We start from the raw sequence: 24,155 nt of genomic DNA, 5'->3' as shown, positions 1-24,155 counted from the left end.
ACATGCACAAGGTCATCGAGGAACTCGTCGACGACGGCGACTACCTCGAAATCCACGAACGCTGGGCCACCAACATCATCTGCGCCCTGGCCCGGATGGACGGGCAGGTCGTCGGGATCGTGGCCAACCAGCCCCAGTCCCTGGCCGGGGTCCTGGACATCGAGGCGTCCGAGAAGGCCGCCCGCTTCGTCCAGATGTGTGATGCATTCAACATCCCCATCATCACTCTTTTGGACGTACCCGGCTTTCTGCCCGGGGTCGACCAGGAGCACGGTGGAATCATCCGCCACGGGGCGAAGCTGCTGTACGCGTACTGCAACGCCACGGTGCCGAGGATCTCGCTGATCCTGCGCAAGGCGTACGGAGGTGCGTACATCGTCATGGACAGCCAGTCCATCGGGGCGGACCTGACCTACGCCTGGCCGACCAACGAGATCGCGGTGATGGGTGCGGAGGGTGCGGCGAACGTCATCTTCCGTCGGCAGATCGCCGACGCCGAGGACCCGGAAGCCATGCGCCGCCGCATGGTCAAGGAGTACAAGGCCGAGCTGATGCACCCGTACTACGCGGCCGAACGCGGGCTGGTCGACGACGTCATCGACCCCGCCGAGACCCGCGAGGTGCTGATCGCCTCGCTCGCCATGCTCCGCAACAAGCACGCCGACCTGCCGTCCCGCAAGCACGGCAACCCCCCACAGTAAGCAATGAACGACGGGGCGCGGCGGGACCGGTCCCGATCGGGGGGTCGTACCGCCGAGTCCCGTAGCCAGGAGACATTTGATGGTCAAGCAGGACCGTGCGGCCCGCACACGTCAGTCGTTGATCCGTGCCGCCGCCGAAGTGTTCGCGCGGGAGGGCTTCGTGCCCGCCTCGCTCACCGCGATCAGCCGCCGGGCCGGGGTGAGCAACGGCGCGCTGCACTTCCACTTCGAGAGCAAGAAGGCGCTGGCCCGAGCCGTCGAGGAGGAAGCGGCGCAGACCGTGCGCGGCATCACCGGGAAGGCGCGCGACGGGGAGGGAGAAGGCCTGCGGATGCTCATGGACACCACGCACGAGCTGATGGGCCGGCTGGCCGACGACATCGTCGTCCGGGCCGGTTTCGAGCTGGGCGGCGACCCGGCCCGGGGGGAGGATTCCCTTCTGCGGCGCGAGTGGCAGCAGTGGATCGAGGACATGCTGCGGCGCGCCGAACAGGAGGGCGGACTGGCCGAAGGCGTGTCGCCGGGCGATGCCTCGCCCGCCATCATGGCGGCGACCGTGGGCTTCGAGGTGCTCGGCGGTGAGGACAGGGCATGGTTGTCGGAGGAGACGATCGCCGGGTTCTGGGAGCTGGTGCTGCCCGGTCTGGCGGCCGGGCGGGAGCAGCCGGTGACGGCCGGGGCTTCCGGCCGCAGGGTCGTCAGGCCCGCGCAAGCAACAGACTGATCACGCTGTTTTCAGGCTTCGTCGAGAATGGATCTTGCTGGATACCCCTCCTCGCCCACCGGGCGAGGAGGGGTCGTTCTTTCTGTGCCCTCATCAAATCTCCAGGTGAGGAAGGATTTTGAGCGTCAAGAGCGAGTCAAAAGAAACAGCGCGTTCGGTTTGATATTGACAAACCGTACGTCCTGTTTTTTACTCGAGGTACTTCGGAGCTCATGATTCATGCACGAACAGGGGAGACGGCGTGGATATCGATGTACTGGGCGCGTTGGCCGTCCGTGAGAACGGGCTCTCGGTGACGCCGACGGCCCCGAAGCCGCGGCAGGTCCTGGCCCTGCTGGCGCTGCACGCCGATCAGGTCGTGCCCGTGGCCACACTGATTGAGGAGCTCTGGGGTGACCGGCCGCCGCGCAGCGCCCGTACGACCCTGCAGACGTACGTACTGCAGCTGCGGGACCTGATCGCGGTCGCGCTGCGGGAGGACCCGGAGGGGGTCGGGCCCCGTTCCGCCAAGGACGTGCTCGTCACCACGCCGGGCGGCTATCTGCTCAACACCTCCGGCGGCACCAGCGACGTCCGCGAGTTCGAGCGGCTGGCCGGACTGGGGTACCGGGCGATGGACGCCGGTGACTTCCCGGGCGCGGCACGGCAGTTGGGCGACGCGCTCGCGCTGTGGACCGGCGCCGCGCTGGCCGACGTGCAGACCGGGACGCAGCTGGAGATGGAGACCCGGCGGCTGGACGAGACCCGGCTCTGCGCGCTCGATCAGCGCATCGAGGCCGATCTGCGACTGGGTCGGCACAGGGAGCTGCTGGGCGAGCTGACCGTGCTGGTCAGCCGCTACCGCACGCACGAGAACCTGCACGGTCAGTTCATGCTGGCGCTGTACCGCTCCGGGCGCCGCAGCGAGGCGCTCGACGTGTACCAGCGGCTGCGCTCCGTCCTGGTACGGGAGTTGGGGTTCGAGCCGTCCGCCGGGCTGCGGCGGTTGCAGCGGTCGATCCTGATGTCCGGTCCGGAGTCCGCCCTCGACCCGGCCGCCGCCGGCGGTGGTCGCGAGCGCCTCAGCCGGGTCGGCTGAGGGGAGGGGAGCGAAGATGCAGGCCAGATCGCAGCGGACCCGGCAGAGGCTGGTTCGCGCGGGCGCGGAGATGTTCAACCGGAACGGCTACGCCAACGCGACGCTGGGACAGATCGCCGGGGCCGCCGGGATGACGAAGGGGGCGCTGTACTTCCACTTCGCCTCCAAGGACGGGCTCGCGGACGCGGTGCAGGAGCGGGGCCGCGACATGTTGCAGGACTTCATCCGGGAGCACTGGGAGGCGGGCGTACCGCCGGTGCAGGTGCTCATCGACATGACGCACTGGCTGGCACGGACGTTCCACGACGATCCGGTCATCCGGGCCAGTTTCCGGATCACCAACGAGTGCACCGGGCGGCGGCCGCCCGTCACCGACTTCCACCAGGCGTGGATCACCGAGGTGCTGCGGCTCCTCGGCCAGGCCCGGGAGGCGGGCGCGTTGCAGGACCGCGAGGTGGGGGACGGGCCCGAGGCGCTGCTGTCCGCGACGGTGTGCGGCATCGGGGTGCTGGCCGGCACCGGCATGTCGTACCCGCAACTCGGCGACCGGGTCGCGGCGTTGTGGAAGCCGCTGCTGTCGGCGCTCGTGCCGCCCGGTGACGTGGCGCGCTACCGCACCCGTCCGCCTGCCGCTGCCGGGAACCCCCGGCCGCAGGTCGTCGCCAGAAACCCCCACGCGCCGGTGCCCCCGGCGGACGCCCCCCGGCCGGTGCCCGCGGCAGGCGGCCACGCCGCCGGGCCCGCGACGGACGTCCCCGCCCCGGTGACTGCCGCAGCCGCTCACGCACCCGTGACCACCGCGGGCGCTCACGCTCCGGTCGGTGGTGTGAACGGCGATCCGGCGGTCACCGCCGGGAGTCCGGCCGGGGAACGGGCTGCCTGAACGGGCCGCCTGAACAGGTTGCCTGAATGGGGCGCCTGAACGGGCTGCCCGAGAGGCCGTGCACGGTGACACGGCTCGCTCGTACGGAGTAGTCGCGGGGGAGTGCTCCCTCCCGGGGACCAGCCCACGGCTGCACATTTCAGCACGGACGGCGATAGCCGCCGGTCGGACGCGCCTTCGATACTTCTTTCGTCGGCCAGCCGGGACGGACACTTTGGAGCCCATCCATGCCCCATGAACGTCAGAATTCCCTCAGGGCGGATGCTGCCGCGCCGCCGCCCGACGTGGTGACCGAGGTCGTGGTGGTCCTCGCCGACGTACTGCGGCTGAAGCCGGAGAAGATCGACCCTGGGCAGACGTTCCGTTCACTGGGGCTCGACTCGCTGCTGACCGTGGAGTTCGTCGCCACGGTGAATGCCCGGTACGGCACGGCCGTCAAGGCGGCTGCCCTGTTCGACCATCCGACTCCGCTGGCCTTCGCCCGGCACGTGGCGAGCGAGCTGGGGGCAGGGGGTTCCGGGGACGAGGCCGTGTCGCCGTCCGGTGCCCGGCGCCCGGCCGTGATCCAGGCCCAGGGGCCTGCACCCGTCATGCCGGGGCCGAGGCCCGCCGTGCCGATGTCGATGCCGATTTCGGTGCCGCCCGTGTCGGTGTCGGCCCCCGCCTCCGCGCCTCCGCCGCCCGAAGGTCCGCTCGCCGCGTCCGCGCCCTCCGGGATCGGCGCGAGGGAGATCCTCGACCACCTGCGCGAGGAACTTGCCCGCATCCTGTGCTGCGACCCGTGGGACATCGACCCCACGGCCGCGTTCAACCTCCTCGGCGTGGACTCCATCATCGGCGCGCAGTTCGTGGCGGTCATCAACGACGCGTACGGCATGGAGGAGCGGGCGGTCGCGCTCTACGAACACCCCGATCTCGCCGCGATGGCCTCGCACATCGCCCACGTCACCACGGGGGCGACGACCACGCCGATGGCCGGGGCAACGGCCGTACCGGCGGCGGAGCCGGTCGCGGAGGCAGAGTCCCCGGGGCTGCAGGCGTTGCTCGACGCGGTGCGCGACGACCGGCTCTCCGTCGACGAGGCGCTCACTCTGCTGCCCAGGCGGGCGTGAACGGGCGGAAGGCAATGGACGAACGAGAAATACTCACCCGCTTCAAGGCCGGCACCCTGGAACGGGGGCAGGCCGTGCGGCTGCTGGCCGGACTGGAGGCCGCATCCGGCCCCGCCCCGGAGCCGGTCTTGCCGAGGGCCCCGGGCGCGGTGACACCGGAGGCCCACGACCGGGTCCCGTCGCCGGGCCCCGGTCCGGTACGCCCCCGGGCGGGGACGGCGGTTTCCTCGTCGGCTCCTTCGCGGGTTCCGGCGCAGGGCCTGCCGCAGGTCCGCCGGGCCGGTAGGGCCGTGGACGTCGAGGACCGGTTCGCCGTCGTCGGGATCGCCGGGCGCTATCCGCTCGCCCCCGACCTGCGCGCCTACTGGCAGAACCTGCGCGAAGGGCGGGACACCTCGTCGGGCGCGCCGCTCTGCCGCCCCGGCGCGTCGCTGCTGAGCGCGGGGCAGCGCGGACACTTCCTGGACGGGGTCGCCGACTTCGACGCGGACTTCTTCGGGCTGACCGACCGGCGGGCGAGGCTGATCGATCCCCAGGAGCGGCTCTTCCTCGAAACCGTCTGGGAGGCGCTGGAGGACGCGGGCTGCACCGGCACCCGGCTCGACGCCCTGACCGGTCCGGGCGGCGCGCCGCGCGGCCTCGGGGTGTTCGCCGGGGTCAGCGCCGCCGACTACGCGCTGGTGGCCGCCGAGGCATGGGCGCGCGGCGGGCGGGAGATGCCCGAGAGCGGCCATTGGAGCGTGGCGGGCCGGCTCTCCGGCCTGCTGGGACTGAGCGGGCCGGCGCAGGCCGTCGACACCGCGGAGTCCTCCGCCCTCGTCGCGGTGCACCTCGCCGTCGGCGCACTGCGGCGCGGGGAGTGCGCGGCGGCGGTGGCCGGCGGGGTCGAACTGCTGCTGCACCCCTCGCGCGGCCGACAGGGCGTGGGGGAGGGCGTGGGCGCCGTGGTGCTCAAGCCGCTCGCCCGCGCGCTGGCCGACGGCGACCATGTGCACGCCGTCGTGCGTTCCACCTCTGCGGGCACCGGCTCCGGGACCGGCGCACCCGGGCTGCGCGAGACCCGGGAGACGACCGCCTGCCGGGTGGGCGACGCCGGGGCCGTCACCGGTCTCGCCGCGCTGACCGCCGCCGTGCTCCAACTGCGGTACGGCGTCCTCGCTCCCGCCCGGGGCGAGGACACGGCCACGCCGTGGCCGAGGCCCCGCGACGCACAGGGGCACGAGCTGCCCCGCACGGCCGTCGTCGAGATGACGGGCGGGGGCGGGCCGTTCGACGCGTACGCCGTTCTGGAGGAGTTCGTACCGGCCCGGCACCCCGGGGCCGGGTCCGTTCGTGCCGACAGGGGTACCCGCGCCGATGAGACCGATGCGACCGATGAGGACAGGGAGCGTGGCGGGACCGGTGACGCCGCCGGACGCGACGAGCTGATCCTGCTCTCCGCGCCCACCCCCGGCCATCTCGCCGCCACGGCAACCAGATTGGCCGACTGGCTCGCCTCGGACAACGGCAGGAGCGGGGACACCACCACCGGAGACGAACGAGTGGCGCTCGTCGATGTGGCCCGTGCCCTGCGCGCCGGCCGTGAGGCACGTCCCTGCCGGATCGCGCTGCTCGCCCGCGACATACCCCAACTGGTCGGCTCACTGCGGGAGTTCGTCCGAAACGACATGGGCGGTACGGACGGCGAGGGCGCGCACGGAGCGGGTGACCGCAGCAGTGGTGTGCACAGCACTGCTGGTGTGCGGTACGCGGACCTGCGTACCGGCGGGACCGATCCGCTGGGCCTGGGTGACGTACCGGAGACCCACGACTACCTCGGCGCGCTGTGGCGGGCCGGGCGCGTCGAGCAGCTGACGCGCCTCTGGCTGTCCGGTCTCGCCATCGACTGGGCCGCGCTGGAGTCCGGGACGGGCGTCGGCGGAGCCCTGGTGCCGCTGCCCCCTTCGGCGTTCCTGCGACGCCCCCTGTGGCTGGGGGGCCAGGAGGGCACGGAGGAGAAGGGGGCACCCGGATGACCGGTCTCTCGGTGGTGGAGCGCCCCGTCGACAAGTTCGCACCGGCCCGGTCCGAACCCGTCAAGCTGTGGTTCTGCCCCAACGACGAGCTCACTCCGGGGATCGCCGCCACCCTGGCCGCGCACTGGCTGGACGAGCACGAGCGGGAGATCGCGAGCCGGTTCCTGTTCGAGCGCGACCGGCGTCAGTACCTCGTAGCCCACACGCTCGTACGGCGGGTGCTGGCGCTGGAGAGCGGTGTGCCCGAGGCGGAGGCCGTGATCTGGCGCTCCTCGCGGGGGCGGCCGTTCCTGCAGAAGCCGGTGGAGGGGCTGCCGCGCGGCGGCCGGGAGCTGGACTTCAACCTCTCCCACGCCCACGGCCACAACTTCCTCGGCGTGGTCCGGCGCCACCGGATCGGGGTGGACGTGGAACGGCTCGACCGGGGCGACCAGGGGTTCGACGCGATCGTGGAGACCTTCGCGCCCGAGGAACAGGAGTGGGTGGGCCGGGCGGCACCGGGCCGCCCCCGGGACCGCCGGGTGCTGCGGCTGTGGACGCTGAAGGAGGCGTACTCCAAGGCGCGCGGGCTGGGGCTCGGGCTGCCCTTCGACAGCTTCGCCTTCACTCTGGCCGAGGACCGGGGAGTACAGGGCTTCCGCCCGCCCGAGAACGAGACCGCGCTGCCGTGGCGGTTCCTGGAACTGGAACCGGTGCCCGACGTCCTGGCGGCCGTGGCCGTGGCGGCCGACGCGGACATACCACCCGTCTTCCATCTGCACCACGGCTTTCCGTGGGACCGTGGCGCGCCCCGGCTGCTGGCCCTGCCGGAACCGGTCGCCATGGCGGCGTAATGGCGGCGTAGGGGGCGAGGACAGGGGGTTCTTCGGGGTTCCGGGCGGTGGGCGGACCGGCCGACGATGGGTGCGCCCACGCACGGACCGGCCACCGGCCCGTGCGAGACAGCGCGGGCCGGCCGCGACGTGTTCGTACCCGCGCGGGCCGGCCGCCGACCGAGGGAGCCCCTTCTGTGACCGTGCCGTACACACCGCCGCGGGCCGCCGCGACAGGCGCCCGGGAATTCCGGGACGCCATGGCGTTGCTCGCCGCGCCCGTCACCGTCGTCACCACCGCGGACGGCGACGGGAGCCCACGGGGGTTCACCGCCAGCTCGGTCACCTCCGTCTCCCTCGACCCGCCGCTCGTCCTGGTCGGCGTCACCCGCGGCTCCGGCTGCCACCAACCCCTCCTCGACCGGGGGGAGTTCGTCGTCAATGTGCTCGGCGGCCGGCACGGCGCACTGGCACGACGCTTCGCGACCACCGGCACGGACCGGTTCGCCGACGGGGAGTTCGAGGCATGGCCCGGCAGCGGTCTGCCGTACCTGCCGGACGCGGCCGTGCTGCTGCGCTGCACCCTGGCGGACGTCGTGCCCGCGGGCGACCACGACCTGCTGTTGGGCAGCCCGGCCGAGGTGCGCACGAACGGCTCCAGCGGGGCTCTGGTCTGGTACCAGCGAGGCTTCCATGTTCCTGTGCAGACTTCCCAGGAGAGAACGGCGGCCATCCGGGTGGCCTGACGACGTGGGGGGTGCCGGTGCGGCTGGCCCGGCGGGACGCACAACTCGACCTGCTCGACCGGAACCTGGTGACTGCCCGGCAGGGCGGGGGCGGTGCGGTGCTCGTCACCGGCAGTCCCGGCACCGGCAAGAGTGCTCTGCTGCGGGTCTTCGCCGAGCGGGCCGGGAAAACGGGTGCGCTGGTGCTGGACGCGTCCGCCTCACCGGCCGAGACGGATCTGCCGCTCGGCGTCGTGGGGCAACTGCTCAGTGGCGCGGGACCGGACGCCGAACGCCATCGCGCGGTGCCGTCGCCGCTCCGTTCCCCCACCCGGCCGGCCGGGCGCGGGAAGCCCGCCGACGAGCCGGCGGTGCTCCACGAGGCCCTGCGGGAACTCGCCGTGACCGCCCCCGTGGTGGTCCTCGTCGACGACGCGCACCACATGGACGAGGTCTCCGCCCGGTGCCTGCTGTACGTGTGCGGGCGGCTCGCCGCGAACCGGGTCCTGCTGGTGATGAGCGGCCTGCCGCGGTCGCACTCCGGGCCCCCGTTGCCCCTGCCCCTGGCCGAACTGCTGAGACACCCCCGCTGCACACCCGTACCGCTCACGCCCCTCGACGAGGACGGCGTCGCCGCGTTCCTGGCCGCGCCCCGGGGCGGGGGGATGGACCTGCCGACGGCGCGGCGGCTGGCCCCCGACTGGCACCGGTTCACCGGCGGGAACCCACGACTGCTGTGCGGGCTGCTCGACGACCACCGGGACTGCGAGCCGGTGCGGCCGTCCCGCCCGGTGGCGGGCACGGCGTTCCGGCGGGCCGTCACCGGCTGTCTGCGGGGTGCCGGTGCCCCGGCGGTCTCGGCCGCGCGGGCCCTGGCCGTGCTCGCCGACGCGGCGACGCTCACCCTGCTCGCCCGGCTGCTGGAGATCCCCGAGCGCGCGGTCGGCCCCCGTCTGGCCGAACTCGACGCGATCGGACTGCTGGACGGCGGACGGCTGCGCCACGAAGGGGTGCGGGCGGCCGTACTGGAGGAACTGTCCGCCCGGGAGTCCAGCCGGCTGCACACCACGGCGGGCCGGATGCTGTACGAGAACGGCGCCGAACCGGCCTCGGTCGCCCGCCACCTGGTCGCCGCGGACACCGCCGGTGGCGGACCCGGCCCGGGGTGGGCCGTACCGCTGCTCGCCGAGGCGGCCCGGCACACGATGAGTTCCGGCGGGGCACGGCAGGCCGCGGAGTTCCTGCGCACCGCCCATCGGGCCGGTGGCCGCGAGGGGGCCGGGCTGTTGACGATGCTGGCCCGTGCCGAGTGGGAGGCCGACCCCGCGGCGGTGATCCGGCATCTGCCCGCCCTGGAACGGACCCTCGGCGCCCGGTGGCAGACGGCCGAGGACACGGTGGGAGCGATGGGACTGCTGCTGTGGCACGGACGCCCCACCGAGGTGGTACGGGCCCTGCCCCGGGCCCCGCACCCCGACGGGGCGGACGGGACGGACGGAACCAGTGCACTGGGCGGACCGGCCGCGGCGCTGGCGTACGTCTATCCGGGGACGAGCCTTGGACCGTTCCCGCCCGGCGCTTTCCTGCACGGCGGCGACGATGCCGGGCCTTCCCCGCACGGGGCTTTCCCGCACGGGGGTGCCGGTGCCGGGCCTTCCCCGTACGGTGCTGACGGCCCCGGACCGTTCCCGTACGGCGGTCACGGAGGCGGGCCCTCCCCCCAGGGCGCTGACGGTGTCGGCGCGGACGAGCTCCGGGACGAGGCCGCCGAGCGGGTGCTGGCGTCGATCGTCTACGACCACGCGCCTCCCGCACCCGTCACCGCCGTCCTGTCGGCGCTCCTGCACACGGGGGAGACCGGGCGGGCCGCCCGGTGGTGCGGGTTGACGGCCGGCGGGGACCGGACGCGGGCCACCTCGGTCCGCCGGGCGGTGGTTGCCGCCGCGGCGGCCGTGGTGCACGGCCGTACCGGTGCGTACGACCTCGCGGCCGAGCACGCGGAGCGGGCGCTGTCGCTGATGTCGCCGGGGGCGTGGGGCGTGGCCATCGGAATGCCGCTGTCCGCCGCGGTGCTGGCGGCGACCCGGAGGGGCGCGTACGAGGAGGCCGTGCGGTGGCTGCGCGTCCCCGTGCCCGCCGCGATGTTCCGCACCCGGGCCGGGCTGCACTACCTGCTGGCCAGGGGGCACCACCAACTGGCCGTCGGACGGCCGAAGGCCGCACTCGGCGACTTCCACGCCTGCCGGGACATGCTGGCCGGGTGGCGGCTGGAACCGCGGGGCGCCGTCGACTGGGCCACCCCGGCGGCCGATGCCCTGCGGGTGCTGCGCGGGGAGGACGCCGCGAACGGCGACCCGATCGCCGCACTGACCGAGGCCGAACGACGGGTCGCGGTACTGGCGGCCGACGGCTGCACCAACCGGGCCATCGCGGCCCGGCTGTACGTCACCACCAGCACGGTGGAGCAGCATCTGACCCGGGTCTACCGCAAGTTGTGCGTGAAGTCGCGCGGGGACCTGGCACACCTGGTGGCGGCCCGCCCGCACTGAGAGGGGCTCCCGGTGCGGGCGGAAAACGGAACCACCGGACGGTCCGGAAGACTGCGGCGGCGGCACCGGCCGGACGCCCTCGGATCAGTCGGGTCGCCCGCCGAACTGCCAGTCGTGCACCTCGACGTCGGCGTACCGGTCCCGGGTCAGGACGGCGCGTGCCGTGTCCGGGTCCGGTGCCCGGAGCAGCGCGGCCGTGCCGAGCCAGGCGGTGCCGTCGTCGGACAGCAGCGGCCCGTAGGCGATCAGCTCGTCCCGGCCGGGCGGCACCGCGAGATCGGCGGCCTCCCCCGAACCGAGACCGAGCACCAGGTACCGGTTGCCGCCGGTCCGGCCGCCGGGGAAGTCCCACATGGTGCGCCCCAGTGTGTTGCGCCACCGCCGCAGCAGCACGTCCCGGTAGACACCGGCCTGGTAGTTCGGCTCGTCGAAGGCGAACGCGCGGGCGGCGGCGGGATCGGGCAGATCGACGATGTGCACGCTGCCGGTGGGCGGCCCGTCGGTACCGGCGAAGGTCGGACCCCGGGCGATCATCTCCTTCTCGTACCGGTCCATGTACGACCAGTGCTCTTCCGACAACGTGCCGCGCAGCGGCATGGAGCCGGACCGGTCGCGGTGGTAGCAGAGGAATTCCATGACCCCAGGATCTCTTCGAGGGGGCGGCACGGTCGAGCGGGTTTCACCGCGCCGGCCGTGCCCCGGCGTCCGTCAGCGGCGGGCGCCCGCCGTGCACAGGCCCCGGCCGTTCTTGCGGCCGAGCAGGCCCGCGGACACCAACTCGTCCAGGACCGCCGCCGGTTCGTGCTCGGGGGTGCGGAAGAACTCGTACAGCCGGTTCTGGATGGCGAGCGAGACGTCGAGGCCGATGGTGTCCAGCAGTGCGAACGGGCCCATGGGGTAACCGAATCCGGACCGGATCGCGTGGTCGGTCTCCTCGATGTTCACGTCGTGCCGTTCCAGCAGGGCGAGGGCCGCGCCGAGGTAGGGGAACAGCAGGCTGTTGACGATGAAGCCGGTGCGGTCCGGGCACGTCACCGCCGTCTTGCCGAGGGTGCGGCAGAAGGCGCGCGCCGTCGCCAGGGTCGTCGGGGCCGTCGCGTCCGTGTGCGCCAGCTCCACCAGCTTCATCACGGGCGCCGGGTTGAAGAAGTGGATGCCCACGACGTCGGCCGGGCGGCCGGACGCCTCGGCGCACGCGGCGACCGGGAGACTGGACGTGGTGGTGGCCAGCACCGTGCCGGGGGCGCAGATCCTGCCGAGCGCCGCGAACATCGCACGCTTGACGTCGAGGTCCTCGGCGACCGCCTCGACGACCAGATCGCAGTCGGCCAGCGCCGCCATGTCGTGGGCACCGGAGAGGAGTTCACGGGCCGAGTCCTTGGCCTCGACGGTGACCCGGCCCCGCCGCACGCCCCGGGTCAGGGAGTCGGCGACGGCGTCCAGCGCACGCTGCGCCTTCTCCGGGTCGCGGGCCACGAGGACCGTGGGGTGTCCCGCCGTGGCCGTGACCTCGGCGATGCCGCGCGCCATCGCGCCGGAGCCGAGCACACCCACCCGGCGCACCAGCACACCGTCCGGTTCGCCGGGGCCGTCGGCCGGGCGGCCGAGCACGGCACCGGTCTCGTCGTAGGTGTGGAAACCCTCGCCGGTGGTGCGGCCGAGCCGCCCGGCCGCCACCAGCCGGCTGAGCAGCGGGGCGGGTTCGAAGGCGCTGTCGCCGGTGCGCCGCCACAGCTCCGTCAGCACGGCGTGGGCGGTGCCGAGACCGATGCGGTCGAGCGTCTCCAGCGGGCCGGCCGGCAGTCCGCAGCCCAGCCGCATGGCGGTGTCGATGTCGTGCCGGGTGGCGTAGCCCTCGTCGAAGAGGACGACGGCACGGTTGAGGAAGCCGAGGACCAGGGCGGTGGCGTCGGCGGCGGGCCGGGCGCCGACCGTGACCGGGGTGAGCCCGGCCGAGGCCACCAGCGCGTCCACGGCGGCGGCGGTCTCCGGGGAGGTCAGGGCCGTACGCACCGGTTCGACGGGGCCGCCGGTGACGGGCGGGGTGAACAGGCGCAGCCCCGCCACGTCGGCCGGCCTGCCGGTGGCGACGGCCAGCCGCGCGACGGGCAGCGCCGCCGTGGTGGTCAGTACGGGGGTGCCGGGCGGGCAGACCGCGGTGATCCGGCCGAGCACATCGGTCTTGACGGCGAGGTCCTCCGACACCGCCTCGACGACCAGACCGGCCGCGCGCAGCGCGGTGTGGTCGGCGGTGAAGGTGACGTCGGGACGGTCGGGGCCGTCCCCGGCGGCGGTGGCGGCCTTGAGCCGCCCGGCCACGCGGGCCAGGACGTCCAGGTCGGTGTCCACGGCGACGACGGTGTGGCCCGCCCCGTGCAGCAGGTGCAGGAGTGCCTCGCCCATCGATCCCAGGCCGACGATGCCCGTCACGGGCGTGCTGCTCTGTCGTGCGGTCGTCATGAGGTCCGCGCCTCCTCTTCCCGGAACCGGTTGATGGCGTCGATGTGCTTCTCGCGCATTTCCTCGTCCCGGACGCCGAGCCCCTCGCGCGGGGCCAGGGCCAGCACCCCGACCTTGCCCTGGTGGCGGTTGCGGTGCACCTCGTACGCGGCCTGGCCGGTCTCCTCCAGGGAGTAGACCTTCGACAGGGTCGGGTGGATCTTCCCCTTGGCGACCAGGCGGTTGGCCTCCCACGCCTCGCGGTAGTTGGCGAAGTGCGAGCCCACGATCCTCTTGAGCGACATCCACAGGTAGCGGTTGTCGTACTCGTGCCTGAACCCCGACGTGGAGGCGCAGGTGACGATCGTGCCGCCCTTGCGGGCGACGTAGACGGAGGCGCCGAAGGTCTCGCGGCCCGGGTGCTCGAAGACGATGTCCACGTCCTCGCCGCCGGTCAGCTCGCGGATGCGCTTGCCGAAGCGCTTCCACTCGCGCGGGTCCTGGGTGTGCTCGTCCTTCCAGAACCGGTAGTCCTCGGCGCCGCGGTCGATGATCGCCTCGGCGCCTATCGCCCGGCAGATCTCCGCCTTCCGTTCGCTGGAGACCACACAGATCGGATACGCGCCGCCCGCCAGCGCCAACTGGGTGGCATACGAGCCGAGTCCGCCGCTGGCGCCCCAGATCAGCACGTTGTCGCCCTGCTTCATGCCGGCGCCGTTGCGGGACACCAGCTGGCGGTACGCGGTCGAGTTCACCAGGCCAGGGGAGGCCGCCTCCTCCCAGCTGAGGTGCTCGGGCTTGGGCATCAGCTGGTTCGACTTCACCAGCGCGAGCTGCGCCAGGCCGCCGAAGTTGGTCTCGAAGCCCCAGATGCGCTGCTCCGGGTCGAGCATCGTGTCGTCGTGGCCGTCCGCCGACTCCAGCTCCACCGACAGGCAGTGCGCCACGACCCGGTCGCCGGACCGCCACCGGTTCACCCCGGGCCCGGTACGCAGCACCACCCCCGCCAGGTCGGAACCGAGGACGTGGTACGGCTGGTCGTGGCGGGCGGCGCCGGGGAACCGCTTGGCGTACCGCTCCAGGAAGCCGAAGGTCGGCATCGGCTCGAAGATCGACGACCACACGGTGTTGTAGTTGATGGCGCTCGACATGACGGCGACCAGGGCCTCGCCCGGACCCGGTTCGGGGGTCGGCACGTCCTGGAGGTGCAGCGACTTGCGCGGGTCCTTGTCCGCGGAGGCCATTCCCTCGAACATGCCGGTGTCCTCCTTGCGGACCACGGCACCTCGATAGCTCTCCGGGAGCCGCAGACCCGCGAAGTCCCGCGGCGTCGCGTCCTCGGAGAGAAGAGCACTGATGATCTCGTCCACGTGAATTCCCTGATTCTCTTGAGAGCCGAGGAGAGCGAAGCGGGCCACTGTCCGCCCAGCGTGGGGCACCGCACCGCCCACGGGGCACCCCTGTCAGCCCCCTGAAGACGCGCGCCCGGTCTAGGGGGCGGTTAGGGGAGGCCCGGGAGCGGGGCGCGCACCCATCCTGTGCGCAGGCCCCACTCGGACCAGATGTCGGATCGACCATCGGATCGGAACGTCGGATCGGACGGCGGACCGGAACGTCGCACCGGACATCGGACCGGAACATCGGATCGGCTAGGAGAACTCATGACGGGAATTCCCGGCGACAACCCCTGGTTCAGGAACTACCGGCCCGCTCCCGACGCGCCCGTACGCCTGATCTGTCTGCCGCACGCCGGCGGGTCGGCCAGCTTCTACTTCCCAGTGGCGCGGGAGCTCTCGCCGCAGGTGGAGGTCCTGGCCGTCCAGTACCCCGGCCGGCAGGACCGCCGCACCGAACCGGCCGCCACCGACCTGGAGGCGCTCGCCGACCGGATCGCCGAGGCGCTGGAACCGTGGACGGACCGGCCGTACGCGCTGTTCGGGCACAGCATGGGCGCCGTCGTCGGCTACGAAGTGGCCCGCCGGACGGAAGCCGCGGGCCACGGCCCCGTCGAACTGTTCGTCTCCGGCCGCAGCGCCCCCTCGCTGGACCGCGCGGACGCGTGGTACCCGAACACCGACGAGGAGGTCGTCGCCGAGATCCGGAAGCTGGACGGGACGGGAGGCACGCTGCTCGACGACGAGGAGACGCTGCGCATGATCCTGCCCGCGCTGCGCGCCGACTACCGGGCGGTGCGCGGCTACCGCCACCGCCCGGGTCCGGCCCTGGACTGCCCCGTCACCGCGTTCACCGGCGACCACGACCCCAAGGCGCGGGTCGAGGACGTACAGGCATGGGTGAACCACACCCGGTCGGCCTTCGGCCTGCGGGTGCTGCCCGGCGGCCACTTCTTCCTCGTCGACGAGCAGGAAGAGGTGCTCCGCACGGTCCGGGAGCGGCTGACCCGGACCCCGGTGGCGGCATGACCGTGTACTCGCCCGCGCCGGGCGGCACCGGAATCCTCGGCACCGGCTCGTACCTGCCCGAACGGGTCGTCACCAACGAGACGGTCGCCGCTCGGGCCGGGGTCACCGCCGAATGGATCGAGCGCAGGACCGGCATCCGCGAGCGGCGCCGGGCGGCGGACCACGAGGCCGCTTCGGACCTCGCGACCGAGGCCGCCGTGCGGGCCCTGGCCGATGCCGGGGCCGGCCCGGCGGACCTCGCCTGGATCGTCGTCGCGACCTCCACCCCCGACCATCCGCAGCCGGCCACGGCCGCGTTCGTGCAGCACCGCATCGGCGCGCGCCGGGCGGCGGCCTTCGACGTGAACGCCGTGTGCACCGGATTCATCGCCGCACTGCACACCTGTTCCCGGCTGCTGGCCGTGCCCGAGACCGACGGGCGGCGGCGCCTGGGGCTCGTCATCGGCAGCGAGGTCTACTCGCGCATCATCGACCCCACGGACCGCAGGACCGCACCGCTGTTCGGGGACGGGGCGGGCGCCGTGGTGCTCGGCCCGGTGCCCGACGGCCGGGGGCTCCTGGGCACGGGCATGCGCACCGACGGCCATCTGCACGAACTGATCGGCGTCACCGCGGGCGGCAGCAGGAAACCCGCGTCGGAGAAGACCGTCGCCCGCGGCGACCACTTCTTCCGGATGCAGGGGCGGGACGTACGGGCCTTCGTGGAGCGGGAGTTGCCGGACGCCGTCTCGGGCACCCTCGACGCCTTCCGGGTCACGGCCGACGAGATCGACCACTTCGTACCGCACCAGGCCAACGGCGAGATGCTGCGGAGCGTGGCCGCCGGACTCGGACTGATCTCGGCACGGGTCCACCTCCCGGTCGAACGGCACGGGAACACCGGGGCCGCCTCGATCCCCCTGGCACTCGACCACGCCCGCCGCACGGGCGGGCCGGTCGACGACGATCTGGTGCTGCTGGCGGGATTCGGCGGCGGCATGACCCTCGGAACCGCTCTGCTGCGCTGGGGCCGTTAGGGCGCTTCCGACAGGGGCGGCCCGGCCCGTTTCAGCGCCGCAGATACCGCCGCAGGGCGTCGGCCAGGCCCTGGTTCCACGTGTGGAGGTGGGCGGCGCGGCGGGCGTTGACCTCGCAGGAGTACGACGAGCCGTCGTGCAGTACGAGGGTGACGAGCAGCCGTGTGCGGCGCACGGTGCGGCAGGTGACGTCGGCGATCTCGGGCCAGGAGAACTCGGCCTCCACCTCCGACCGGTCGGGGTCCTCGTCCCCCGCCCCCTGGGACGGGGCACCGGTCCGGTACAGGGTGAACATCACACCGTCGGCGTCCACCAGGATGCTGGATTCGGCGTCCGCGGCGATGAACACCTCGTCCTCGGCGGCGGGAACGTGCGGGGCGGGGACATGCGGAGTGGGGACGGGTGAGGTGGGAGCGTGCGGGGCGTGGGAGGGTTGGGGTGGCAGGTCCACCCGCGTCGGTACGTACGTGGCCGCCTGGTCCGCCGGAGCCGGAGCCGGAGTGGGAGTCGGGGCCGGAGTCGGCCTCGGAGCTGGAGCTGGAGCCGGGATTGAAGTCGAGGCCAGCAGTTGGCGAGGGTCGGGGGTGGGCGCTTCGCCTTCCTCCGTCCGTTCCGCCGGTGTCTCGAACCAGTCCAGGAGCTGGTCGGTCGTCGGGCGCCGTTCCGGTTCCTTCGCCAGGCAGGCCGCCGCCACATGCCGTACCCCCTCGGGCACGACGTCGAGATCCGCGGGTTCGTGCACCGTGCGATACATCATCCCCATGGGCGTCCCTCCGCCGAACGCGCTGCCGCCCGCCGCCGCGACAAGGACCGCTCCGAGGGCGAACACATCCGCCGCACCGGTGACTTCGTCGCCCGTCGCCTGCTCGGGGGCGAGGAAACCCGGGGTGCCGAAGGCGTGGCCCGTCGCCGTCAGACGGGTCGACTCGAACGCCCGTGCGATGCCGAAGTCGAGCACCCGGGGACCGTCGTCGGCCATGATGATGTTGCCGGGCTTCAGGTCGCGGTGGACGAGCCCGCACCGGTGGATGGCCTCCAGAGCCTCGGCCAGACCGGCCCCGAGCGCCCTCAACGCCCTTTCGTCCATGGGCCCTTGCGTACGGAGGAACTCCGCGAGCGTGGGCCCGGGGACGTACGCGGTGGCGAGCCAGGGCGCCGGGGCGTCCGGATCGGCGTCGACGACGGGCGCGGTGTGGAAGCCACCGACGGCACGTGCCGCGGCGACCTCGGCGAGGAACCGCTCGCGGAAAACGGGGTCGGCGGCCAGTTCGGACCTGGCCACCTTCACGGCGACGGCCCGCCCGCCGCGGGACCGGGCGAGGTACACGCTACCCATCCCGCCCTCGCCGAGCTTGCGTTCGATGGTGTACGAGCCGATGCGGCTGCCGGGCGCACCGAGCGCCCCGCCCCCTGTACTCACGCGGTCCCCCACAGTCCTTTCCGCCGGCCACCCCGGCCGATCCCCGCCGATGCGGTGGAGGAGATCGTCTCACCACCCCGGTCCGGAGAACGAGGAGGGCGGGAGGTCAGGAGGGCCTGGGGGCTCCGCGTCAACAGTGATTACGGGGGCGGACACCTCATCGCCTCCCCGGACGGGACGATCACCAAGCGTCGCAAGACGGGCCGACCCGAGCGGACCCGACCGGGGCGGGCAGGTCCCGGGCGGGCAGGTCCCGGGGCAGCCGGGCGGTCAGGGCGTCGATGCGGCGGGACAGCGCCTCCTGCTCCCGGCCCAGTTCGTCGACGCGGCGTCGCAGCCGGGCCAGTTCGTCGCCCGGGTCGGGGACCGCCGTCGGGGTCGGGGCGGACAGGGTGGGGGCATGGTGGAGGATCGCCTCCATCCGGCCGCGCAGCGCCGGCCCCGGCTCGATGCCGAGCGTGCCCCTCAGCCGACGGCGCGCCCGCTCGTACACCCCCAGTGCCTCGGCCTGGCGGCCCCCGCGGTACAGGGCGAGCATCAGCAGGTCGTAGAAGCGCTCCCGCAGTGGGTGATCGGCCGTCAGTTTCTCCAGCTCGCCGGTGATCTCGCCGTGCCGGGCGCAGCGCAGGCTCGCCTCGTACAACGTCTCCAGGGTGGTGAGCCGGTTCTCCTCCAGCCGGTCGGCCTCGGTGGCGCAGATCTGTCCGGGACCGCTGTCCTGGAGGGCGGGCCCGCGCCACACGGCCAGGGCGCGGCGCAGCAGTTCGGCGGCGCGGCCGGGGTCGGAGGCGAGCATCGCCCGGCCCTTCGCGGACAGACGGTGGAAGCGCTGGACGTCGGTGGTGGCCGGGCCCAGGTTCAGCAGATAGCCGGCCGGCAGGGTACTGATCCACTCCCGACCGCTGTCGACCGTGCTGCCGCCCGCCGTGCCGCTGCTCACGGTGGCGTCGCCGTCCGTCGTGCGGCCGGGGGACGGAAGCAGCCGTCGCAGTCGGGCGACATGGGCCTGGAGGGCGTTCGCGGCGTTGGCCGGGGGACGGTCGCCCCAGAGTTCGGCGGTCAGCCGGTCGCCGGGCAGGAGCTGTCCGGCGTGGACGACGAACGCGGAGAGCAGGGCGCGTTGTTTGGAGCCCGGCGGGACGATGCTCGCTCCCGTGAGCGGGTCGTGCACCTCCACCGGTCCCAGCAGCCGGAACTCGATCCCGCCGTCGTCCGTCGCGGCCGGGAGAACCGGCGCCGTGGACGGCGGGGCGAGTTCGAGCACGGCCATCACGGCACCTTGCGGGCGGACGTGGCGAGAGCGAGCGCCCGCCGGGCGTCCTCGGTAATCCGCCCGGTCAGCGCGGCGGGGTCGGGCTGGAAGTAGAAGTGTCCGCCCTCGAACAGGTGCAGACCGAGGAAGTGTTCCGACCGGTCCGCCCAGCCGGCCAGCCGGGCGGGCGGCGCCGCCGCGTCGCCGGTGCCGCCGAAGACGGACAACGGTACGGGCAGGGGCGCCGGGTCGGGAACGGGCCGCCAGGTCTCCACCAGCCGCAGGTCACCCCGGATGGCCGGGCCGAACAGCTCCCACATGTCCGGGTCCTCCAGGACCGCGGTGGGCGTACCGCCCATCTCGGTCAGTTCCCGGCGCAGCCCGGCATCGTCGAGCAGGTACCGCTGGGTCCCGTCGCCCTCGGGGCGCGGCGTCCCACGTGCCGAAAGCCCCAGCCAGACCGGCGGGGTGCGGCCCTCCGCGAGGAGCCTGCGGGTGAGTTCGTAGGCGACGAGGCCACCCATGCTGTGGCCGAACAGGGCGTAGGGACCGGTGAGTTCGGCATCCAGTTCGGTGAGGAAGTGGTCCACGAGCTGGAGGGCGTCCCCGATGGCGGGCCGGTCCGCCAGCAGGCCGCGCCCGGGAGCGTCGACGAGACGCACCTCCCAGTCGGCCGGGAAACGGTCGGGCCAGTCGCGGTAGAGCAGATGGGAACCACCCGCGTGGTGGAACACGAACAGGCGCAGCTCCATGCTGATTCCGTCTCCGTCTTGGGGCCGTGGTCTACGGTCGGAGTACCGGACCATAGTCGATGCGCGCGAATGGTGATCATTCCTCCGGCCCGGTTCGAGCACGTGTGCACTTCCCCTGGACGGAGGGCGCACGGCTGAACGACTACGTTCCAAGCACGCCCCGGGACCGCCCATGAACACAACCGCCCATGACACGGCCTGTCCTGGTGCTGCGATGTGGAAAGCCCCGAACCCGCCCTCGCCGCCTCGGATCTGCACGTGGTGATGTGCTGTGCGATGTGCACCATTACCTGTACACGGTGCTGAGCTGCGCTGTTGATGGGGAGTCGAACCCCGCGTTGCTCTTCACGCGCCCGGAGTGGGCTGGAAAACCGCCGGCCCTCGGTGTGTGCACGCCTCCGAAGCTGCTACCTGCTCCACATCGTTCCAGCCTGCTGGACTGCTCAGTCCAGCAGGTCGACCTCCCAGTTCGTACGCTGGATCCGCACATCGACCTCGCGGATCTCCCGGGCGAGTGCATCCGCCTGATCACGCAACTCGGCGACCGGAAGCGCGGAGAGCATCATCAGCTCGGACCGAAGTTGCCGGCCGTATCCCCGCTCGCCCTTGCCCGCCGCCGCGTCCGCCGCGGCGGTGACCACGGAGTGACGCAACCGCAGGACATCCCGGTGTGCGAGGGCATCGGTGAGCGTGCCGTCCGGACCCATCTCCACGGTGGCATTGGTCCGGTTGATCCGCCGGATCAGCGTTTCCAGAGTGTCCAGCACCTCACCGGCCTCGGCCAACAGCTGAGCTGCGTCCTCGGCGGGTGTCTCCCCTTCCTGGTACCGCGCACTGTCGACGACCCGCGCTCGCAGCTGTTCCACACGGCGCGCCGCTTCTGCACGTTCTGCCAGTGCCTCGGCAAGCTTCACTGTTTCCGTCTCTCCCTCCATGAGCCGTCACAAGTATATGAATGCGAACCAACTCATACGCATCTGGTTTTTGAGCCGCTGGAGCCCTGACCAGCCACCTGGCCAGCCACTGGAGTGCCGGTGCGGGTCCGGCGCAGAAATCCGGTGCCCGGCACCAGGCCCTTCGGGCAAGAATGCGCACATGGACAACGCGGCGGGGTTGGCGGGGCGTTTGATGACTGCGGCGCGGGTGGCGCAGGCCTCGGAGGCGGACCACGACTGGCACGCCTACTGGGCGTTGGTCCGGGAGACGGCGAAGGGGGAGAGCGGGGAGACCGCGTTGCGCTGCGGGTCGGGGTTGCTGCGGTCGGCCGACGTCCTGGAGCGGAAGGTGGGCTGTGATCTGGTGGGAAACGCGGCCGACGCGCATGAGTCCCTGCGTGGCGAGGCGGCAACCGCCCTGATGGCGCTGGCCGAGGTGGAGACAGAGGTCTGCGTGCTGTCGTCCCTCGTTTGCGGCCTGGGCCGGGTGCAGGACCCGCGCGCCGTTCCCGTGCTGGTAAGGCTTTCCGGACACGAGGACGCCGCCCTGCGGCGTCAGGTCGCCTCGGAATTCACCTTCATCGACAGCGGACTGCCCGACGGGCCCGATGTCCGGGCGCTGATCCGGCTCACCCGGGACCAGGACCCCGAGGTCCGCAACTGGGCGGCCTTCACGTTGGGATTCCAGCTGGAGCAGGACACGACCGCCATCAGGGATGCGCTGTGGAGGTGCACCACCGATGAGTGCGGCGAGGTCCGGGAAGAGGGTGCGCGAGGGCTGGCCAGACGGCACGACCCACGGGCCGTCCCGCTGATCGCGCACCTGCTGGACTGCGACGACGGGTCCCACGTCTTCACCCTCGACGCAGCGGCGATCCTGGGCGCCCCCGAACTCCTGCCGGCTCTGGCCACCCATGAGCCCGACCCGCCCGAAACCGACCGGGCCATCGCGGCCTGCGACCCGGTGCGGCGGGCCCGGATGGAGGACGACGCCTGGACGGTCGTCGTGGAGTTGGAGCGGCTGCGCTCCGACCTCGGCGCGGCGCTCAGCTCACCGCGCTACGAGTCGGTGCACTGGATGAAAGTGACCCACCGGGAGACGGTCGACGCAGGCTACGACGTGGCCTCACTGCTCACCCGCGCCGGCGGGGACCCGGTGCGGGCGGCCGAGCTGGTGGTGGCCGACCTCGTGGCTCAGGGCAACCCACGGGACGGCGCACCTGGCAGTAGCGTGAGGACGTGATGGCCGAGGGCGAGGCGGCAGACAGCGAAGCACTGGTCGGCGGCATGGTGAACGCGGGCGCGGTCTTCCGTCGCGGTGCCCTGGTGGAACGTCCGGCGCCGCGCACCGCGCGCGCCCTGCACGCCCACCTCCTCGCCCTTGAAGAGCACGGTTTCGACGCGGCGCCGACCCCGGTCGGGCTCACCGCGGACGGTGGCCTGCAACGCTGGGACCGCATTCAGGGATGGCTTGCGGCCCACCGCGAGACGTTCGTAGCCGCCCTGTCGGACTGACCGGCCGTCGGCCGGCACGGCGATCGCGCGGATGGGTACGGCGATCGCGCGGGCGCGGACACCGGTCCCGCACGGGGTGCGGGACCGGGCCGGGGGTGTTGTGTCAGCCGGTGCAGGTGACCTTCACCGCGGATATCGCGTGGTGTTCGTAGTGGTTGTCCTCGCCCCGGTCGTGCAACCGCACGGAGAGCTTCTGGGCGTCCACGGCGAAGGTGCCCGGCACGTTGTACCAGGTGCCACGGCGTTCCGCCTGGCGGACGGTGAAGGAGCCGACCAGGTTGTTGGTCCGGGGCAGGAAGCGGTCGTAGACGGTGTAGTAGCTCGGGTTGCCGCCCACCTGCACGATGTTGGAACTGCCCGGAACGTGGACGGAGACGCTGCACTTCCTGGCGGTGGAGGGCAGGTCGAACAGCCAGGTCGCCGAGCCGCCCGAGTCCTTGGAAGAACTGCCGGACATCGGCATGGACAGGTACGTCCCGTCACAGCCGGAGCCGCCGTACCCGCCGGAGTGGGTGGCCCAGCCCTCCTTGCCGTCGGTGTAGTAGCCGGACTGCTGGAAGCGCTGGGTGTCGCACTCGGGTCCGGACACACCGCTGTACACCACGGCGGGGGTCGACCTGGGCGCCGTGTCGGTCGAGGGGGCCTTGGCGGAGGTGTCCGAGCCCTTGCTGCCGGAGGTGCTGCTGCCGGTGCCGCTCTTCGAGGTCCGGTCGGTCCCGCCTCCGGTGGACTTGGTGTCCTTCGTGTCCTTGGACTTCGTGCCGGTGGTGTCGTCCACGGGCTTTCCGCCGGCCCCCGTGTCCGTCCGGACGTTCCCGGCCGGGCCCTTGTCGCGCCGGGCCGAGGCGTCTCCCCGGTCCTTGGCCCCGGCCGGTCCCTTGCCCTGGGGGCGGTCGGGGTCGGTGCCCGGGACGTAGCCGCCGGAACTGCCGTCGTCCTTCCACGCCGCCGCGGCTTCCTTGCTCTTCTTGTCGGGCTCGTCCTGCTGGGCCCCCGCCACGATGAAGGGGGCCGCCAGCAGCAGCGCGCCGGCGAAGGCGGCCGCGACCACCATCGGGCGCGAGATGCGGCCGGGACGTTCCGGTGAGTCCTCCTTCCCCGCCGAGCCCCCTGCGGGGGGACTGGACGAGGCCGCTGCGGAAGCGGTCGCCGTCGCGGCGACGGCCGTCGTGGTGGAGGCGGTCGCGGTGGCCCGCTCGGCGGCGGCCGACCCGTCGGGAGTCGACTCGGGAGCCGATTCGGGAGCCGATTCGGGGGTCGCCCCGGAGGAAGCGGAGGGAGCCGAAGAGGTCGGGGGAGTGGAGGAAGGTGCCGGTTCCGGGGTGGTCGATGCCTCCGCCTCGGCGTCGCTCTCCGCAGCCCCCGACGAGGTGGAGACGGCGGGTGCGCCCACGGACACGGAGGCGGCGCTCAGCCGGGCGGCCTTCCGGGCCGGCGGTGCCTCCTCCTGGGCCGCCGCCGCACCGCCGCCGTCCGGCTGCTGCTCGGGCTCGGACGTGTTCCTGCCGATGGAGACCCCGGCCGCGTGCACCACTGCCGGGGTCTTTGCAGCGGGCTCACCGGTCTCGCCGGGCTCCTCCGGGCCGGACTTCGAAGCGGTCGGCGTCCGCGCTCCACCGCTGTCCTTGCCACCGGCCGTCGTGTCGGTGCCGCTCTCCGTCGACGTGCGGGACGACGACTCGGACGGTGCGCCCACGGCCTCTCCCCGACCGCGAGCGGGCTCGCTCTCCTCACCGGATCGCTCTCGCTCCACCGATCGCCCCTCTCTCCCTGCCATTGGTCCTTCTCATCCCTTCACTCGTTC

At 72.9% G+C, this 24,155-nt stretch carries 20 protein-coding genes and 1 pseudogene; 13 read left to right on the top strand and 8 right to left on the bottom strand.

From position 1 onward, the window contains the following. The 9 genes from ACWCXX_RS23335 to ACWCXX_RS23295 all read left to right on the top strand — a co-directional run. A partial coding sequence (locus ACWCXX_RS23335; RefSeq protein ID WP_451130180.1) for an acyl-CoA carboxylase subunit beta occupies positions 1 to 701 on the top strand: 701 nt, incomplete at its 5' end. 79 nt (positions 702 to 780) lie between these two features. Next, positions 781 to 1,425, top strand: coding sequence for a ScbR family autoregulator-binding transcription factor (locus ACWCXX_RS23330; RefSeq protein WP_451130178.1), 645 nt, complete (start codon positions 781 to 783; stop codon positions 1,423 to 1,425). A gap of 241 nt (positions 1,426 to 1,666) precedes the next feature. Then, positions 1,667 to 2,503 carry an AfsR/SARP family transcriptional regulator gene (locus ACWCXX_RS23325; RefSeq protein WP_451130176.1) on the top strand — a complete coding sequence of 279 codons (837 nt, stop codon included), beginning with the start codon at positions 1,667 to 1,669 and terminating at the stop codon, positions 2,501 to 2,503. A gap of 16 nt (positions 2,504 to 2,519) precedes the next feature. Next, on the top strand, positions 2,520 to 3,386 hold the full coding sequence (locus ACWCXX_RS23320) for a ScbR family autoregulator-binding transcription factor (RefSeq protein ID WP_451130174.1): 867 nt from the start codon (positions 2,520 to 2,522) through the stop codon (positions 3,384 to 3,386). Positions 3,387 to 3,613: 227 nt separating this feature from the next. Next, positions 3,614 to 4,498 (top strand): acyl carrier protein, encoded by an 885-nt coding sequence (locus ACWCXX_RS23315; protein WP_451130172.1) that lies wholly within the window; start codon positions 3,614 to 3,616, stop codon positions 4,496 to 4,498. A 14-nt stretch (positions 4,499 to 4,512) separates the two neighbouring features. Then, positions 4,513 to 6,513 (top strand): beta-ketoacyl synthase N-terminal-like domain-containing protein, encoded by a 2,001-nt coding sequence (locus tag ACWCXX_RS23310; RefSeq protein ID WP_451130170.1) that lies wholly within the window; start codon positions 4,513 to 4,515, stop codon positions 6,511 to 6,513. Beyond that, positions 6,510 to 7,346 (top strand): 4'-phosphopantetheinyl transferase family protein, encoded by an 837-nt coding sequence (locus ACWCXX_RS23305; protein ID WP_451130168.1) that lies wholly within the window; start codon positions 6,510 to 6,512, stop codon positions 7,344 to 7,346. The genes ACWCXX_RS23310 and ACWCXX_RS23305 overlap by 4 nt, the downstream gene beginning before the upstream one ends. Positions 7,347 to 7,522: 176 nt before the next feature. After that, entirely contained in the window at positions 7,523 to 8,071 is a 549-nt protein-coding gene (locus tag ACWCXX_RS23300; RefSeq protein ID WP_451130166.1) for a flavin reductase family protein, read from the top strand. Positions 8,072 to 8,082: 11 nt separating this feature from the next. Beyond that, entirely contained in the window at positions 8,083 to 10,599 is a 2,517-nt protein-coding gene (locus tag ACWCXX_RS23295; RefSeq protein WP_451130164.1) for an AAA family ATPase, read from the top strand. A gap of 84 nt (positions 10,600 to 10,683) precedes the next feature. Here the strand turns inward: ACWCXX_RS23295 and ACWCXX_RS23290 are convergent, their stop codons facing one another. The 3 genes from ACWCXX_RS23290 to ccrA all read right to left on the bottom strand — a co-directional run bounded on the left by ACWCXX_RS23290 (position 10,684) and on the right by ccrA (position 14,408). Continuing rightward, positions 10,684 to 11,235 carry a YciI family protein gene (locus ACWCXX_RS23290; RefSeq protein WP_451130162.1) on the bottom strand — a complete coding sequence of 184 codons (552 nt, stop codon included), beginning with the start codon at positions 11,233 to 11,235 and terminating at the stop codon, positions 10,684 to 10,686. 72 nt (positions 11,236 to 11,307) lie between these two features. After that, complete coding sequence (locus ACWCXX_RS23285) at positions 11,308 to 13,059, bottom strand: 3-hydroxyacyl-CoA dehydrogenase family protein (RefSeq protein ID WP_451130160.1); 1,752 nt, start codon at positions 13,057 to 13,059, stop codon at positions 11,308 to 11,310. Further along, positions 13,056 to 14,408 carry a crotonyl-CoA carboxylase/reductase gene (gene ccrA, locus ACWCXX_RS23280; protein ID WP_451130158.1) on the bottom strand — a complete coding sequence of 451 codons (1,353 nt, stop codon included), beginning with the start codon at positions 14,406 to 14,408 and terminating at the stop codon, positions 13,056 to 13,058. The genes ACWCXX_RS23285 and ccrA overlap by 4 nt, the downstream gene beginning before the upstream one ends. A 291-nt stretch (positions 14,409 to 14,699) precedes the next feature. Here ccrA and ACWCXX_RS23275 point away from each other — a divergent pair, with 291 nt between their 5' ends. Both ACWCXX_RS23275 and ACWCXX_RS23270 read left to right on the top strand, forming a co-directional pair. Further along, positions 14,700 to 15,461, top strand: a complete 762-nt coding sequence (locus tag ACWCXX_RS23275) for a thioesterase II family protein (RefSeq protein ID WP_451130156.1) — start codon at positions 14,700 to 14,702, stop codon at positions 15,459 to 15,461. After that, the gene (locus tag ACWCXX_RS23270; RefSeq protein ID WP_451130154.1) at positions 15,458 to 16,477 is read left to right on the top strand and encodes a 3-oxoacyl-ACP synthase III family protein; all 1,020 of its coding nucleotides are present in this window, start codon (positions 15,458 to 15,460) and stop codon (positions 16,475 to 16,477) included. Before ACWCXX_RS23275 ends, ACWCXX_RS23270 begins: the two co-directional genes overlap by 4 nt. 31 nt (positions 16,478 to 16,508) lie before the next feature. Here the strand turns inward: ACWCXX_RS23270 and ACWCXX_RS23265 are convergent, their stop codons facing one another. From ACWCXX_RS23265 to ACWCXX_RS23250, 4 genes are all read right to left on the bottom strand, one after another. Further along, entirely contained in the window at positions 16,509 to 17,897 is a 1,389-nt protein-coding gene (locus ACWCXX_RS23265) for a serine/threonine-protein kinase (RefSeq protein WP_451130152.1), read from the bottom strand. A gap of 181 nt (positions 17,898 to 18,078) precedes the next feature. Next, positions 18,079 to 19,167, bottom strand: coding sequence for an AfsR/SARP family transcriptional regulator (locus ACWCXX_RS23260; RefSeq protein ID WP_451130150.1), 1,089 nt, complete (start codon positions 19,165 to 19,167; stop codon positions 18,079 to 18,081). Continuing rightward, positions 19,167 to 19,901 (bottom strand): thioesterase II family protein, encoded by a 735-nt coding sequence (locus tag ACWCXX_RS23255; RefSeq protein ID WP_451130148.1) that lies wholly within the window; start codon positions 19,899 to 19,901, stop codon positions 19,167 to 19,169. The genes ACWCXX_RS23260 and ACWCXX_RS23255 overlap by 1 nt, the downstream gene beginning before the upstream one ends. Before the next feature lie 443 nt (positions 19,902 to 20,344). Next, entirely contained in the window at positions 20,345 to 20,815 is a 471-nt protein-coding gene (locus ACWCXX_RS23250) for a DIP1984 family protein (protein ID WP_451130146.1), read from the bottom strand. A 181-nt stretch (positions 20,816 to 20,996) separates the two neighbouring features. Between ACWCXX_RS23250 and ACWCXX_RS23245 the strand changes: the two genes are divergently transcribed. Both ACWCXX_RS23245 and ACWCXX_RS23240 read left to right on the top strand, forming a co-directional pair. Further along, complete coding sequence (locus tag ACWCXX_RS23245; protein WP_451130144.1) at positions 20,997 to 22,079, top strand: HEAT repeat domain-containing protein; 1,083 nt, start codon at positions 20,997 to 20,999, stop codon at positions 22,077 to 22,079. Further along, positions 22,079 to 22,273: pseudogene (locus ACWCXX_RS23240) on the top strand (aminoglycoside phosphotransferase family protein); the annotation flags it as partial. The gene ACWCXX_RS23245 and the pseudogene ACWCXX_RS23240, both read left to right, overlap by 1 nt. Before the next feature lie 181 nt (positions 22,274 to 22,454). On the opposite strand, the gene ACWCXX_RS23235 reads toward ACWCXX_RS23240, so the two are convergent. Then, a complete protein-coding gene (locus tag ACWCXX_RS23235; protein ID WP_451130142.1) occupies positions 22,455 to 24,047 on the bottom strand; it encodes a hypothetical protein in 1,593 nt (530 codons plus the stop codon). Between the last annotated feature and the right edge of the window lie 108 nt (positions 24,048 to 24,155).

Source organism: Streptomyces sp. NPDC001732 (assembly GCF_053596315.1).
Note: the sequence above shows the minus strand (reverse complement) of the source record. Positions and strands in the feature narration are given on the sequence as shown.